Annotated in this window: 15 protein-coding genes and 1 riboswitch; of the genes, 4 read left to right on the top strand and 11 right to left on the bottom strand. The window is 42.1% G+C overall.

Annotated features, from left to right (window positions below; all coding sequences use genetic code 11):
- Window positions 1-181: 181 nt before the first annotated feature.
- The gene (locus tag UB32_RS05445) at window positions 182-1,975 is read right to left on the bottom strand and encodes an ABC transporter ATP-binding protein (protein WP_044391896.1); all 1,794 of its coding nucleotides are present in this window, start codon (window positions 1,973-1,975) and stop codon (window positions 182-184) included.
- 2 nt (window positions 1,976-1,977) lie between these two features.
- On the bottom strand, window positions 1,978-3,726 hold the full coding sequence (locus tag UB32_RS05440) for an ABC transporter transmembrane domain-containing protein (RefSeq protein ID WP_044391894.1): 1,749 nt from the start codon (window positions 3,724-3,726) through the stop codon (window positions 1,978-1,980).
- A gap of 182 nt (window positions 3,727-3,908) precedes the next feature.
- Window positions 3,909-4,010: riboswitch (purine riboswitch) on the top strand.
- Window positions 4,011-4,139: 129 nt separating this feature from the next.
- Here UB32_RS05440 and UB32_RS05435 point away from each other — a divergent pair.
- Both UB32_RS05435 and UB32_RS05430 read left to right on the top strand, forming a co-directional pair.
- Entirely contained in the window at window positions 4,140-4,742 is a 603-nt protein-coding gene (locus UB32_RS05435; protein WP_044391892.1) for a xanthine phosphoribosyltransferase, read from the top strand.
- A complete protein-coding gene (locus tag UB32_RS05430) occupies window positions 4,739-6,052 on the top strand; it encodes a nucleobase:cation symporter-2 family protein (protein WP_044391890.1) in 1,314 nt (437 codons plus the stop codon). Before UB32_RS05435 ends, UB32_RS05430 begins: the two co-directional genes overlap by 4 nt.
- Window positions 6,053-6,153: 101 nt before the next feature.
- Here UB32_RS05430 and UB32_RS05425 read toward each other — a convergent pair whose 3' ends face one another.
- The 3 genes from UB32_RS05425 to UB32_RS05415 all read right to left on the bottom strand — a co-directional run bounded on the left by UB32_RS05425 (window position 6,154) and on the right by UB32_RS05415 (window position 8,803).
- The gene (locus UB32_RS05425) at window positions 6,154-6,627 is read right to left on the bottom strand and encodes an S-ribosylhomocysteine lyase (RefSeq protein WP_044391888.1); all 474 of its coding nucleotides are present in this window, start codon (window positions 6,625-6,627) and stop codon (window positions 6,154-6,156) included.
- Window positions 6,627-7,325 (bottom strand): 5'-methylthioadenosine/S-adenosylhomocysteine nucleosidase, encoded by a 699-nt coding sequence (mtnN, locus tag UB32_RS05420; RefSeq protein ID WP_044391886.1) that lies wholly within the window; start codon window positions 7,323-7,325, stop codon window positions 6,627-6,629. Before mtnN ends, UB32_RS05425 begins: the two co-directional genes overlap by 1 nt.
- Before the next feature lie 182 nt (window positions 7,326-7,507).
- Window positions 7,508-8,803, bottom strand: a complete 1,296-nt coding sequence (locus tag UB32_RS05415) for an MFS transporter (RefSeq protein WP_044391907.1) — start codon at window positions 8,801-8,803, stop codon at window positions 7,508-7,510.
- Window positions 8,804-9,059: 256 nt separating this feature from the next.
- Between UB32_RS05415 and UB32_RS20000 the strand changes: the two genes are divergently transcribed.
- Entirely contained in the window at window positions 9,060-9,212 is a 153-nt protein-coding gene (locus UB32_RS20000; RefSeq protein WP_157841615.1) for a hypothetical protein, read from the top strand.
- 100 nt (window positions 9,213-9,312) lie between these two features.
- Here UB32_RS20000 and UB32_RS05410 read toward each other — a convergent pair whose 3' ends face one another.
- Both UB32_RS05410 and sirA read right to left on the bottom strand, forming a co-directional pair.
- Window positions 9,313-9,528 (bottom strand): YneF family protein, encoded by a 216-nt coding sequence (locus UB32_RS05410; RefSeq protein WP_044391884.1) that lies wholly within the window; start codon window positions 9,526-9,528, stop codon window positions 9,313-9,315.
- Between the two features lie 168 nt (window positions 9,529-9,696).
- Window positions 9,697-10,137 (bottom strand): sporulation inhibitor of replication protein SirA, encoded by a 441-nt coding sequence (sirA, locus tag UB32_RS05405; RefSeq protein WP_044391882.1) that lies wholly within the window; start codon window positions 10,135-10,137, stop codon window positions 9,697-9,699.
- 238 nt (window positions 10,138-10,375) lie between these two features.
- Between sirA and UB32_RS05400 the strand changes: the two genes are divergently transcribed.
- Entirely contained in the window at window positions 10,376-11,011 is a 636-nt protein-coding gene (locus tag UB32_RS05400) for an FMN-dependent NADH-azoreductase (protein ID WP_044391880.1), read from the top strand.
- A gap of 27 nt (window positions 11,012-11,038) precedes the next feature.
- Here the strand turns inward: UB32_RS05400 and UB32_RS19995 are convergent, their stop codons facing one another.
- From UB32_RS19995 to tkt, 4 genes are all read right to left on the bottom strand, one after another.
- Complete coding sequence (locus UB32_RS19995) at window positions 11,039-11,188, bottom strand: hypothetical protein (protein ID WP_157841614.1); 150 nt, start codon at window positions 11,186-11,188, stop codon at window positions 11,039-11,041.
- A 152-nt stretch (window positions 11,189-11,340) separates the two neighbouring features.
- Window positions 11,341-11,973 (bottom strand): lysozyme family protein, encoded by a 633-nt coding sequence (locus UB32_RS05395; protein ID WP_044391905.1) that lies wholly within the window; start codon window positions 11,971-11,973, stop codon window positions 11,341-11,343.
- Between the two features lie 159 nt (window positions 11,974-12,132).
- Window positions 12,133-12,879: an SDR family NAD(P)-dependent oxidoreductase gene (locus UB32_RS05390; RefSeq protein WP_044391878.1), complete on the bottom strand. Its 747-nt coding sequence runs from the start codon at window positions 12,877-12,879 to the stop codon at window positions 12,133-12,135.
- A 79-nt stretch (window positions 12,880-12,958) separates the two neighbouring features.
- The gene (gene tkt, locus UB32_RS05385; RefSeq protein ID WP_044391876.1) at window positions 12,959-14,968 is read right to left on the bottom strand and encodes a transketolase; all 2,010 of its coding nucleotides are present in this window, start codon (window positions 14,966-14,968) and stop codon (window positions 12,959-12,961) included.
- Window positions 14,969-15,057: the final 89 nt, after the last annotated feature.

Below are 15,057 nucleotides of genomic sequence, written 5' to 3'. Positions count from 1 at the left end.
ATTTTGACAGGTTTGGGGTGTATTAGGATGGTGATAGACTCGGTTGCTATCGGAATAGGTTTGAACGAAGCGAGGAGAGGGCTCACCAGTCGCCCTGCGGAAAGCGAGTGTCTGGAGTGAAAATCGATTATCCGCCTAACCCAAAGAAAAACCGGGCAAACTGCGCCCGGTTTTTCTTATATTATCCTACCACATCTTCTAAACGTTCTACTGAACCATTTTGAAGAAGATACATTTTTTGATAAAGACCTTGTTGGGATATCAATTCCTGATGGGTTCCGCGTTCTACAATTTCCCCGTGATGAAGGACGATGATCTGATCTGCATCCTGGATCGTGGAAAGCCTGTGAGCAATCGCAATCGTTGTCCGCCCTTGTCTCATTTTGGCAAGTGCCACCTGGATGGCTTCTTCTGTTTCTGTATCAATATTTGCTGTCGCCTCGTCGAGAACAAGAATTTTTGGATTCGTAGCAATTGTTCTGGCAAAAGCGATCAGCTGTCTCTGCCCGCTCGAAAATGTCGATCCCCTCTCTGTCACCTTGTGCCCATACCCATTTTCGAGCTTCCGGATGAAAGCATCTGCCTGGACGAATTCAGCCGCCTGCCGAATATCCTCCTCATCCAAACTCTGATTATGAAGCCTAATATTATCCGCGATCGTACCGTAGAACAAAAATGGATCCTGCAGTACGAGGCCCATTTTATCGCGAAGCTCTTTCACCGGATAATTCTTGATGGAATGGTCATCGATCAAAATTTCGCCCCGCTCAAATTCATAGAAGCGCATTAACAAATTTATAATGGAGCTTTTGCCGCTGCCTGTATGGCCAACAAATGCGATGGTCTCTCCTGAATTTACGGTAAAACTAATATTTTTTAGGACATCGCGCTTGCCATCATAAGAAAAACTGACGTCCTTGAATTCGATTTTGCCAACAGTGATTTTATCTGTTTCCGTTTCAGTCTGTTCCGGTGCCAGCTCCTTTTCATCGAGTAGCTTAAACACCCGTGAAGCTGCAACGATCGCCTGCTGATACAAGGAAAGACGCATCATCATATTGTTCACTGGCTCAAAAAAACGATCCAAATAATTGATGAAAGCATAGAGAACTCCGATTTCAACCGTGCTGTCGAAGGAAGTGATCCCGAAAAAGCTGAGTACGATGATCAATGCAAGAATGTATACCAAGTCAACTGCTGGGCGCAATAGCAGTCCATCAGCCTTGATGTTTCTCATCCCTGCCTCGAAATGCTGGTCATTGATTTCACCAAACTCCCTTTTCAGCCTTTCTTCCTGGCGAAACATCTGGATGATGGACATTCCCTGAAGAGATTCACTGAGCTTCGCATTTAATTGGCTGAGCCGCTCACGCATTTCCTGATAAAACCTCGAGCTCAACTTACGATATAAACTCATGATGAGCACAATGAACGGTAAAATCAGCATCGTGAATAGGGCCAGTTTGACGTTCAGGAAAAACATCGCGACAAAAATACCAAACAACAAGATTCCGCTCTGAATAAAGGTCGCGATCACGCTGACAAACATATCCTTAATCGCTTCCGTATCGTTCGTGACCCTTGATACTAGTGAGCCTGCTGGTGTTTTATCAAAATACTTCAACCCTAACTGCTGCACCTTCGTGAAGACATCAATTCTCATCTGCTGGATGATTTTCAGCGCAATTTCCTGAAACTTCAGCAATTGAAAATAGGAAACAAGCACGTTGAGGATTTGGATGCCAATATATGCGGAGCCAAGTAGCATTAAAGGTTGAAATGGAAAAATTCCTTCCCTTAAATAATCATCGATGAAAATCTTAACCAAAATTGGCCCGAGTACATCCCCAGCCGTCGCAAGCAGCAGGAATCCAAATGCGATCGAAATCATTTTCATATGTGGCTTAGCATAAGCTAGAAGCCGGAACAGCACCGACCGCTGTTCCTTTGCGTTTAGTACAGGTGGAGATTCCATATTCATCCTCCTTGCTCGAAGAGTTCTTCAAGCTGCTGTCTCCAATACATGTCTTTATACCAGCCTTCTTGCCCCATTAACTGGTCATGTGTGCCTCGTTCAGCAATCCGTCCTTCTTCCAAAACAATAATCAAGTCCGCATGATGAATGGCACTTAAGCGATGAGCAGTGATAATCGTTGTTTTATCTTTTCGATTCTTTTTTAATGCGGAGAGAATTTGTTCTTCGGTATTAGCATCGACAGCTGACAAGGAATCATCGAGGATTAGGATTTCAGGATTCATGACGAGAGCACGCGCTATAGAAATCCGTTGCTTTTGCCCGCCTGATAAAGAAACGCCGCGCTCTCCGACAATCGTCTTGTATCCATCCGTAAACTCAAGAATGTCATCGTGGATGTTCGCCACTCTGGCTGAATGATGGATGATATCCTTCTCGACAGCTGGATTCGCAAAAGCGATATTTTCCTCTACTGTGGCCGAAAAAAGGAAGTGATCCTGAGGAACATAGCCGATTGCCTGCCTCAGCCGATCCATCTTATAATCCTCAATCTTCCTGCCGCCAATGGTGATGCTTCCATCCGAAAGATCGAATTCCCGGACCAGAAGCTTAAGCAGTGTCGTCTTTCCTGCTCCCGTTTTCCCAACAATACCAAGTGTCTGTCCTTTTCCAATCCTAAAATTGATATCTTTTAAAACAGGGTCTTGTTCGCCAGGATAAACAAATGATTCAATAGCATATTGAATATCGCCATCTGGCACTACATCCAGGGCATCTGCTTTGTCCTGAATATCGATCTTTTCAGCAAGCAGGGTTGTTACTCGGTCATACGACGCCCTCCCACGCTCGACAATATTGAAAAACCAACCAAATGCCAGCATCGGCCACACCAACAGCCCGAGATAGGATGTGAAGGAAACAAGCTGCCCGATTGTTAACTCCTCATTCACGACATACCTTGACCCAAACGCAATCGACAGGAAAAAAGAAATCCCGACAATAATGGAAATCGTTGGGTCAAACAGGGCGTCTACTTTTGCAACCGAGATATTCTTGTTTACAACATCCTCTGACTGCTTCCTGAAATCCTCGATATCTTCCTTCTCCTGCCCAAAGGTTTTCATTACTTTTATACCCGTGATGCTTTCTTGCGTCTTATCATTTAATGCGGAAAATGCTTCCTGAGCCTTGTGAAATCTCTTATGAAGCATCGTGCCGTACCAGCTTGTCAGCATCGCCATTAACGGCATAGGAATCAAGGCGATCAGGGTCAGCTTCCAGCTGATGGTCGCTGCCTTAGCAATTATCACAAACCCTCCGGTTGAAACTGAGTCAACGAAGGTAAGAACCCCGGCACCAGCCGTTTGCTGAATTGCCGACAAATCATTGGTGGCATGTGCCATCAAATCCCCTGTCCTTGTCTTTTGGTAAAAAGACTGGGACATACTGGTGAAATGCGCATACAAGCGGTTCCTTAACAGTCTAGACAGTTTTACCGCGGAACCGAATATCATGATTCTCCAATAATAACGGAGCGAATACATCACCAATCCCGAAGTTGCCAGCAAGATGATCCATTTTCCCAACTTTCCTGCCGTAAGCGTCCCATCCGTGATTTCATCCACGACCATCCCGATCACCTTGGGCGGCACCAGCTGGAGAAATGCTACGAACAGCAACAGAATAATCCCCGTTAAGTACGCTTTTTTCTCTTCTTTAAAATACCAAAGTAAATCCTTAAAGACACTCATATATAGATCCCCCAAACACTTCAAATGCTTAAATAGTTTATCAAATATTTTTAAAACTGGAAAGATTTTTTCTTTTTTACTTTGGTTTATAGATTCTGTTAAAAAAGCGAACGAAATCCGGATTAATGATTAAGAAAATACGGATTTTATGGTTGAAGAAAATAAAAATGGTGGTATAATGACTTTAACTTAATTTATTCACTCATATAATCGCAGGGATATGGCCTGCAAGTATCTACCGGATTACCGTAAATGATCTGACTATGAGTGAGCAATGCCAGAGGCGGATTTTTCCTCTTCTTGTCTTCAGCTATTTTCAAAAGCCCAAAGACCATTGCTTCACTCAGTTATGACGTGAATGCATGGACTTCGGGCTTTTTTTTATTGGCTCGGATAAAAAGAGGAGTGTTACCATGGAACAGCTAAGAAAAAAAATCAAAACCGATGGGAGTGTGCTTTCATCCTCTATTCTAAAAGTGGACGCTTTTCTGAATCATCAGATTGATCCCCAGCTTATGAATAATATTGGTTTAGAGTTTGCAAAAGAATTTTCTGAATCAGGAGTTACGAAAATAGTAACGATTGAATCATCCGGTATAGCACCGGCCGTCATGGCAGGTCTGCACTTACATGTACCGGTTGTTTTTGCTAGAAAACAGAAGTCTCTGACGCTCGTAAATGATCTGATTACAGCTTCTGTTTACTCCTTTACCAAAAAAGAGAGCAACGAGATCTCAGTATCCCGCAAATTCCTGAACGATAATGATACGGTACTTATTATTGATGATTTTCTGGCAAACGGACAAGCAGCATTAGGACTGGAAGAAATAGTGAGCAAAACCAAAGCATCGATTGCAGGTTTTGGAATCGTGATTGAAAAGGGATTCCAGGATGGCGGACGTTTATTGCGTGAAAAGGGCTACCGAGTAGAGTCACTTGCAGTCATTCATTCACTTGAAAACGGCAGCGTCGAATTTGAAAATGCGGAAGAACGAAAGGCGGAACGAATACGATGAAACAACAGAATATGTTTAAAATTGCTTCATTAGGAATCCAACATGTATTGGCCATGTACGCTGGTGCGGTCATCGTACCGCTAATTGTCGGAGGCGCACTCGGGCTATCAGGGGAACAACTAACCTATTTAGTTTCAATCGATATTTTCATGTGTGGCATCGCTACCCTCCTTCAAGTTTGGCGGAACAAATTTTTTGGAATTGGCCTTCCTGTCATGCTGGGCTGCACTTTCACATCTGTAGGACCGATGATTGCCATTGGTGGACAGTATGGCATTTCAGCTATCTATGGATCGATCCTTATTTCAGGAATTTTTGTTGTTGCTATTTCAAAATACTTCGGGAAATTAGTCCGATTTTTCCCACCGGTAGTAACCGGATCTGTTGTCACCATCATCGGAATTACCCTTATACCAGTTGCCATGAATAATATGGCTGGTGGCCAGGGTAGTCCTGACTTCGGTTCGCTTTCAAATATCGGACTTGCTTTTGGAACTTTGTTTTTCATTATCGTTCTTTTCCGTTTTTTCAAAGGCTTTATCCGAGCTATCGCCATTCTGCTTGGACTGGGAGCAGGAACGATTGTTGGCTATTTTATGGGAATGGTGGATTTTTCTGCTGTTACAGAAGCCTCCTGGTTCCACATGCCAGCTCCATTTTACTTCGGCCTCCCGACATTTGAGCTATCCGCCATCCTGACAATGATTCTAGTCGCGCTGGTTAGTTTAGTGGAATCCACAGGAGTTTACTTTGCACTAGGAGATATATGCGAAGAAAAACTAGAGGAAAAGGATTTGGAGAATGGGTACCGTGCAGAAGGGATCGCGATCATTCTTGGTGCCATCTTTAACGCGTTTCCCTATACCACCTATTCGCAGAACGTTGGCCTTCTTCAAATGTCAGGGGTGAAGTCCAAAAATGTCATTTTCACAGCGGGTTTTTTCTTGGTCCTCCTCGGATTAATGCCTAAAGTTGGTGCGCTGACAACAATCATCCCAACACCTGTGCTAGGCGGAGCAATGGTAGCGATGTTTGGCATGGTAGTTGCCTACGGAATTAAAATGCTCAGCAAGGTGGAGTTTTCTTCACAAGAAAACCTATTAATTATTGCCTGTTCTGTTGGAATGGGCCTCGGGGTTACAGCAGTACCAGAATTATTTTCACAAATGCCCTCCAGCATCCGAATATTGACAGACAACGGAATTGTCGCAGGAAGCCTGACAGCCATTGCTTTAAATTTAGTTTTTAATGTCTTTAAAGCGGAGGAAAAATCTCAGCAAACGTCATTTGCCGGACGAAAAGTATCATAAGTTTACAAATTTACGAAAGTAGTAATTATATAGGATATATTGTGAGAAACTAGGAAAAAGAGCAATCTATTTGGTTGCTCTTTTTTCCATATAGATACTAGTTATTGTTTTTCAGCGAAAACTTGGCTCCATTCCTCTTTCTTTTCCAGCATTTTCGCAGCGATTTCTTTAGCTCCCTCTAAGCTGTGGCTTGCTGCCCAGCCGCACTGAATTTCGTTGCATGCAGGTACCTCATCTGCCTCCAGTACATCATGTAAAGTTTTTTCCAATACTTCGAGGATATGATCGTAATCATCGTGGTTAATTACCGAAAGATAAAAACCTGTTTGGCATCCCATAGGGCTAATGTCGACAACAGTATCATGATGATTGCGGATATTTTCAGCCATTAAATGTTCCAATGAATGGAGGCCTGGCATTTCCATATGCCCCTTGTTTGGTTGGCAGAAGCGGATATCGTACTTATGAATCACATCCCCATTAGCACCTCGAGTTGTCCCAGCAAGCCTGACATACGGGGCTGCGACCTTTGTGTGGTCCAAATTAAAGCTTTCCACATTCATTTTCTTAACCATTACTTCTTCAGCTCCTCTACCATTAATAATATTAGTTCTGCCGAATTTTTAGCGGCCGTTTCAAGGAATTGATCGAATGATACATTCGAATCTTTCCCTGCAATGTCGGATAAAGACCTGATAATCACAAATGGCACTTTAAATTGATACGCCACCTGGGCAATTGCAGCTGCTTCCATTTCCACAGCAAACAAATCAGGCATCTTGTTTCTGATAAACTCAACCTTTTCAGGATCGTTCATAAATGAATCCCCAGATGCAATCAGGCCCTTTACGACTTGAATTCCCTTAATTTTTACTGCACTTTTTTCCGCGACTCTCACGAGGTTTTCATCCGGTGAAAAAGATGCAGGCATTTTTGGCACCTGGCCATATTCATATCCAAAAATGGTCACGTCTACGTCATGGTGTCTCACCTCTGTCGAAATGACGATATCACCGACACTCAACTCGCCATGGAATCCTCCAGCAGACCCTGTATTGATGATGACATCAGGTTGAAACTTTTCAATCATCAATGCTGTTCCCATTGCAGCGTTTACTTTCCCAATTCCAGACTTAAGCAGCACTACCTCCTGATGACCAATATAACCTTTGTAAAATTCGCTTCCTGCAAGATTCATCTCATCTATTTCTGTGATTTTACTGCGAAGCAAATCCACTTCTTCATCCATTGCACCGATAATTCCGATTCTCATTGCTGCAACTCCTCAATACTTTTTGTTTATTATAACAGTATTCTTAAAACAATTGAAAACTTCAGGTCGTCCATTATGATTCTATCCTTCCCATGCGTACAAGAAAAGACACTTCCAAGGATTCTCCTCTAAAAACGAAAGATTTTTTTTTAAAAAAAAGAGCCTGAAAAAAACCAGACTCCTCATTTCCTCTGCGACCAAATCACAAATGGGATCAATATTAGCGAAAGAACTCCACCTGCTAAAGATAAAAATGCAAAGCTCGAATTAGCGACAACCATGCCTGATAACATTCCCCCTGACGCTCCTGACAATGCGACCATAACATCAATCGTTCCTTGCATTTTTGCCCGGTTGGTCGGATTGGTTGCGTCGACTAGCAATGCTGTTCCGCTGATCAATCCAAAGTTCCAGCCTAGGCCCAGCAAAATCAGAGCCAATGTGATCCAAAGCATGGACTCACCCGGTGCAACAGCAGCCATTATTCCTGCTGCGAGTAATGTAACCCCTGAGGCAACAGCCATTGCGCCGCGCCCTATTTTATCTACAAGCACACCTGTCATTAAGGACGGAAGGTACATCGCTCCAATATGAAAACCGATAACCATCCCAACAGCACTCAAACCATGACCATGCGCCCCCATATGGACTGGGGTCATAGTCATGATCGCCACCATTACCATTTGGGTCAATACCATGATCAGTGCAGCGACAGCAATGCCCCGTTTATCTGTTGCTTCTTCTTCCTCACTAAATTCATGGCTCAAGACTCTGGCATTCCGTTCTGCTAACGCTATTGCGCGTGCAACGACAAATGGATCAGGACGAAGGAAAATTAGCAAAATCAAACCAGCAACAATATAGGCTGCTGCAGCCAAAAAGAATGGTCCGGATAAAGGCGGAAATCCGATCGAGACAGCGAAATCTCCCATCACATTGACCAAATTTGGCCCGGCTACTGCACCAAAAGTTGTCGACACCATCGCAATACTGACAGCTGTTGCCCGCTGTTTTGTGGTTGCCAAATCAGTACCTGCATATCGAGCCTGCAAATTCGTCGCACTTCCGGCACCATAAACCAACAAAGCCGCAAACAGAATATATATATTATTAGTAACGGCTGCAATGATAACGCCAATTGCACCGATTCCTCCTGTCAAAAATCCCGAAGCTAATCCGGGGCGCCGGCCATACCGTTGTGATAACCGACCGACTACAAGCGCTGCACCGGCTGAACCTAAGGTAAAAAGAGCGGTTGGGAGTCCGGCAACCGTGTCTGTGCCAAGCATATCCTTTGCTAACAATGCTCCTACTGTAATTCCGGCAGCAAGACCGGCACCGCCAAAAATCTGTGACAAGACAACGATGAGTAACGTTTTCTTATATAAAGCCTTCTGCTTATCAGGAGATTCGACATAGGCTTGCAGCCACTCCGGCTGATCCTCACCGGGAACTGCTTGATTATTTTGATTTGACATTTTTGCAACTCTCTCTTTCTGTTCATTGATTTTTTCATTATACCATAAAGGGTATAATGAAAATATAAATGAGCTCGACTGCGTGAATGTAAAAGCTTGATACGTAATTTTTATTTTTCCGTGGAATTTATTCATGATAACACAAGTTACCGTTTCCCCTGTTTCAGTCTGAACAGGTTTTGGCATTCATTCACAATTTCTATTGCGGATAAATGAAGCAATTATGAGAAACTCTATTTAATGGAGGTGCTTATAGATGGTTAGAATCCATAATCCTGTAACCGAAGATAAAAACAAACGGGGCAGAGACGGTCAATTACACGGCGGAACGTTAGAAACAGCAGATGAATTTTTTGATTCCATTTTCCAACAAAGACCAGAAAAGAGGCGCAATGACAAACAAAAATAACGCCGTTGTTGGCGTTGTATTTGTTTGCGTCAATCTGTTTTCGATCCTCTCAAAAATAAGAAAAGCACCCATCCATGAGGTAAGTGCTTGTCCATCTTTATTATTTACCAGACTGCTTGTTCATTGCTGACATCATTTGATTGATTTTCTTCTGCGATGGCTTCATACCCATCTGCATCATCATCATTTTAAGCATTTGTTCGTTGATTGGCGGATTTTTCTTTAAGTAGCTCTCCATGTATTTACGAGCAATGAAAAATCCTAGCGCTACACCGACAACCAATGCCAGTATACCAACTAGAATTATTGTCCACATAAAACTTCCTCCTTCGTGTTGTCTAACATACAGTTTACTAAACCAGCAGCTATTATACAATATCTGTGTGCATTTTTTTGTCTATCCAAACCCTATTTTCGATAGTTTTTGTAAGTTTTCCAACAAAGATGAATCAATCTTTACTTCGATCTAGAAAAATCTTTTTTTTCATACGTATTTGCGCTCTTTTATCGGCTTCAGCCAGCCATATTTGTTTGATTCAAGATCGATCGCAAGGAAAGCAGATTCACATTTCCGAAGGATTTCAAAAAAGACTGTTTCCGTGTCAATCTGTCCATCCGATTCTAGCTCTAGCCACCGTTCATGGACTTTTAGTATGGCTGAACTATTGTTTGTTTTGTTTTTATATACATATGATCCGTTATCGACATAGAATCCTTGAGTTTTTTGGAGTTGCTGATGCAAAAGCTGATGGATGCGAAGTACAGGGATGGGCCTAGTTACGAAGTCAACCTGTTTTGAAATGATTGACTTCAGATACCCTTTTGTTTGTCTATATTCTAAAAATAATTGGTAAAACATCCGCTCTCTTCCTAAATAATGGGAGGCGAATTCATCTTCTATTAAATATAGCTGGTAGGATCGCACTTGATCCCCTCCTCTGCAGACAAGCTTTTGTTTTAATTATAGAAAAACATTTGATCTGCGTTTGTCTAATGATGACGATAATTTTCACTAATTTTGTCGAATTCAAAACTTTCTTACTCTTTATTATAAATAATACCTAACACATTGTCACGAATCTCGATGTTCATAATAAGCGAATACTGTTTTGTATTGAGGGGAATATATCAATGTTACTTTGAAAGAGAAAGGATGAATATACATGGCTACAGTACTTTATATTACAGCAAATCCTAAACCAGTTGAGGAATCATTCAGTTTGTCGGTGGGAGAAGAGTTTATTAAGGCTTACCGTGAGAATAACCCTAATGATGAAATTGTAAGACTGGATATTTATAGAATAGACATTCCGTTTATAGATACGGACGTTTTCAGCGGCTGGGGCAAATTACAGCAAGGAACTGCTTTCGAACAGCTTAGTGACGATGAAAAAGAGAAAGTGAGCTCAATCAATCAACTTACTGACCAATTTATTTCTGGAGATAAATACATCTTTGCGACTCCTTTGTGGAATTTCAGCATTCCGCCAAAAATGAAAGCTTATATTGATAACATCGCCATTGCCGGAAAAACATTTAAGTATACAGCCGAGGGACCGGTTGGCTTGTTAGGTAATAAAAAAGCCCTTCATATCCAGGCTCGTGGTGGAGTATACTCTGAGGGGCCGGCAAAAGAATGGGAATTTGGTGATCGCTATCTTCGTGCAGTACTTGCGTTCATGGGAGTGACAGATATTGAAACACTAGCGGTAGAAGGTATGGCAGCTACTCCTGATAAAGCCCAGGAAATTAAGCAGCAGGCAATCCAGCACGCTTACAAACTGGCAAAACAATTTTAGTTTAAAAAAAAGCCTGAAATTCCAGGCTTATTTTACTCCGTCTAATGGGATATCCTTGCGGTGGTCAAAATTAAAAGATGTACCTTCACTGATTTGCCTTTTCTCTTCATTACCTTGTTGAGCAGCCTGATTTACCATAGCACCTTCCAAAGGAATATCCTTGCCATACTCAAACATTCTTTACACCTCCTTACTATTATTATGGGCATTTGTTCCTAATATATTTCCCTTTTCTTGTCAAACCTGCGACATTTTTTATTAAGAAAAGCTATAACGTCACGCCCTGTGGCAAGCAGAGTATTTCCATAATCCTTGATTAGTATATAGAGTTAAAAGGAAATTTTAGTGGGCTCGTCGATTAAATTCGCAGGATTGTTGACAGAAATAGTTTCCATATGCTTAGCAACCTTTGTGCTATAGGTAAAATCTCCATAACAATAAGGATAGCGAAAATTATTCTTATTTCCTCCGCAATTATAAGTTTGCGGATTTTTATCTACCTGAATTTTCGAAAACTTCTTCGCGAGTTCCTCACTGTGCTTTTTCCCGTTTTTGGCTACATAGTCAATATAGCCGATTCCCATGTTATATGACTGAATAACTGTAGGAAAATCAACTTGCATCTTTTCTCCATAACTCATAACCTGTTGAAAATACTTTACACCCTGCTGTATGCTTTTTTGCGGGTCTTGAATGGTATTAGGGGCTAATCCCAAAGATTCAGAGGCTTGCATGGGATCACCGCCCTTCCCTTTGCTTTCCTGCATCATTAAAGCTGCAACGGTAACGGTATACTCCTCCAGATCAATCTTTTCCAATTCTTTTTTTATGACTGGCGTATACTTTGCAACCTCTCCAATCGAACTATTTGCACCAACATTAATTTTCTTTAAACTTTCATTATATAAATCAAAGAATCTATCAAATAGGAATAACCCTATGAAGAACAAAAACAATAACATTACCAGATTAAAGTTTCTTTGGATCTGCTTTTTCTTTTTTGGCTTCTTTTTCGTGGATTTCATTTTATGACTTCTCTCCTAAATGATCTTCTTCCTCTATTTTAATAGAAATCATCTAAAGAATAAAGGGAGCAGCAATTTTTTGCAGCTCCCTTTCCCCTATTCTTCATAGATCATTTTCCGAGTCATGCCACCATCAATAATCAAGTTTTGCCCATTGATAAAATCATTCTCTGGATCCGCCAAATACAGGCATGCCCTTGCTATATCTTCCGATTTCCCGACCCGGTTTGACCAGTGCTGATGATGATCTTTTTCCCGCAGTTCATCATAGTTTGATGTCTGGATCCAGCCTGGGCTAATAGAATTCACTGTGATTCCTTTCTCTTGAAGCGAAGCAGCAAGTGCATGTGTCAAGGCAACGATTCCTCCCTTAGAGGAGGCATAAGCTTCTGAATTTGGTTCAGACATTATTGCCCTAGTTGATGCCATGTTGATAATCCCTCCCCCTTTATTCATCTTTTTCGCGGCTTCACGAGAGCCAATGAAGACGCTCCTAAGGTTCGTGAAAATGACATCCTCCCATTCTTCTGTTGTTAATTCAAATAGAGGCTTGAACCGAGACACCCCTGCATTATTAATCAATACATCGATTTGCCCGAAATCATTCATAATCCTATCTAGTAGGTTAACAATATCTTCTTCTTTCCTAACATCTGTTTTATAAAAAGCAGCTTGTGCTCCGAACTCTTTTAGCCTGCCAATCAATTTCTTTCCCTTTGCTTCATCTATGTCAGCAATACATACATTCGCATGCTCTTTCGCAAATGCTGCTGCGATTCCTTCTCCTATACCATTAGAACCACCGGTTATGATAACGGTCTTGCCCTGAAACTTACCTGCCATAAATAGATCCTCCCTCTCTTTTGTATTAAATAAGCCAGACTGCAATTGCAGTCCAGCTTATGATTACTTTTCTTATCCTTTAGTTTTGATAAAGTAATGCTTTTACACGTGATACGACATTATTTATAGAAAATCCATACTCTTCCATGATTTTTTCACCTGGAGCAGATGCACCAAATGTATCGATTGCAAGTACTTCTCCCTCGTCGCCGACATAACGGTGCCAGCCGAGTGAAGATCCCATTTCGATTCCAAGGCGTTTCTTGACAGATTTCGGAATGACAGATTCTTTGTATTCTTTTGATTGCTGTTCAAAGCGATCCCATGATGGCATGCTGACAACAGACACGTTAATGCCTTCGGAAGCTAAAGCTTCTTGTGCTTTGACAGCTAGGCCGACTTCTGAACCAGCTGCAAGAATCATGGCATCTGCACTTTCTTTCCCTGCCGGAGATATGACATAAGCGCCTTTTGACACACCTTCATATGCATTCTTGTCCGTGTTCTTAATGGTCGGCAAGTTTTGGCGAGTCAGCACTAGAGCAGTCGGATTCTTTGTTGATTCAACTGCTAGCTTCCAAGCAGCTGCTGTTTCGTTTCCATCAGCAGGACGAATCACTGACAAGTTTGGCATTGCGCGCAGCCCAGCCAGTTGCTCAACAGGCTCGTGTGTAGGACCATCTTCCCCTACTGCAATGCTGTCATGAGTAAATACATAGGTCACAGGCAAGCCCATTAATGCAGCAAGTCTGATTGCAGGCTTTAAGTAATCAGAGAACACAAAGAAAGTGCCACCAAAAATTCTTAAACCGCCATGAAGTGCCATACCGTTCATGGCTGCGCCCATTGCGAATTCACGTACACCAAACCAGATGTTCCGGCCCTCGAATGAACCTGGGAAGAAGTCACCTGATCCTTTGATCATTGTCTTGTTTGAACCAGCAAGATCAGCTGATCCACCGATTAAATAAGGCAGGTTTTTAGCGATTTTATTTAGTGTTTCACCGGATGATGCGCGGCTCGCAAGGCTCTTTCCTTCTTCGTAAACAGGGATATCCTTATCCCATCCTTCCACTAGTTCACCCTTCAATGCTTTTTCAAACTGGGAACCCAGTTCAGGATAGTCACTCTTATATTGTAAGAACATTTCATTCCATGCCTGTTCTGTTCGTTCCCCTTTTTCAGCAATTTGCTGTTTGAAATGCTCATAAACTTCATTTGGAACATAGAAATCATCTTCAAAGGTCCATTTATAAGCTTCTTTTGTTAGTTTCGATTCATTCGCACCAAGTGGAGCACCGTGAACATCTGATTTACCAGATAAATTAGGAGAACCATATCCGATGATTGTCTTGACTTCGATCATAGTCGGGCGGTCTGCATCTGTTTTTGCTTCCTCAATTGCTCTCGAGATTTCTTCCAGGTTATTGCCGTCTTCAACACGGATGTACTGCCATCCGTACGACTTGAAACGGCCTTCCACGCTCTCGGAGAATGACTTATTAAGGTCCCCATCCAGTGAAATATCGTTTGAATCGTAAAGGACAACCATTTTCCCTAATTTAAGGTGTGCTGCTAGAGAAGCGGCTTCAGCTGAAACGCCTTCCATTAAATCGCCATCGCCACAAATGCTATATGTATAGTGGTCAACGATGTTATAGTTATCCTTGTTGTAAACTGCTGAAAGATGACGCTCTGCCATTGCCATACCAACTGCCATGGCAATCCCCTGACCAAGCGGCCCAGTAGTTGCATCCACACCAGCAGTGTGTCCAAACTCAGGGTGTCCAGGGGTCTTACTTCCCCATTGACGGAATTGCTTAATATCTTCCATGGATAAATCGTATCCTGAAAGATGCAGCAAGCTGTATAACAACATGGATCCATGTCCAGCAGACAGGACGAAACGGTCGCGATTGAACCATTGGGGATTTTTAGGATTGATGTTCATGTAACGTGTCCACAATGTATAAGCCATTGGAGCTGCACCCATCGGCATGCCAGGGTGACCAGAATTTGCCTTTTCAATCGCATCAATAGATAATGTACGAACGGAATCAATGGAAAGCATATCAATTTCTTTAAACATTAAATACATCCTTTCTATAAGTACTAACTACACCCTTAATATTATAGCGCGAGAAAATATTATACAACAAATTATGCCTGAGAGAGATG

This window comes from Mesobacillus subterraneus, assembly GCF_000934845.1.
Classification (GTDB): Bacteria; Bacillota; Bacilli; order Bacillales; family Cytobacillaceae; genus Mesobacillus; species Mesobacillus stamsii.
This window is presented reverse-complemented; position numbering and strand designations above follow the sequence as displayed.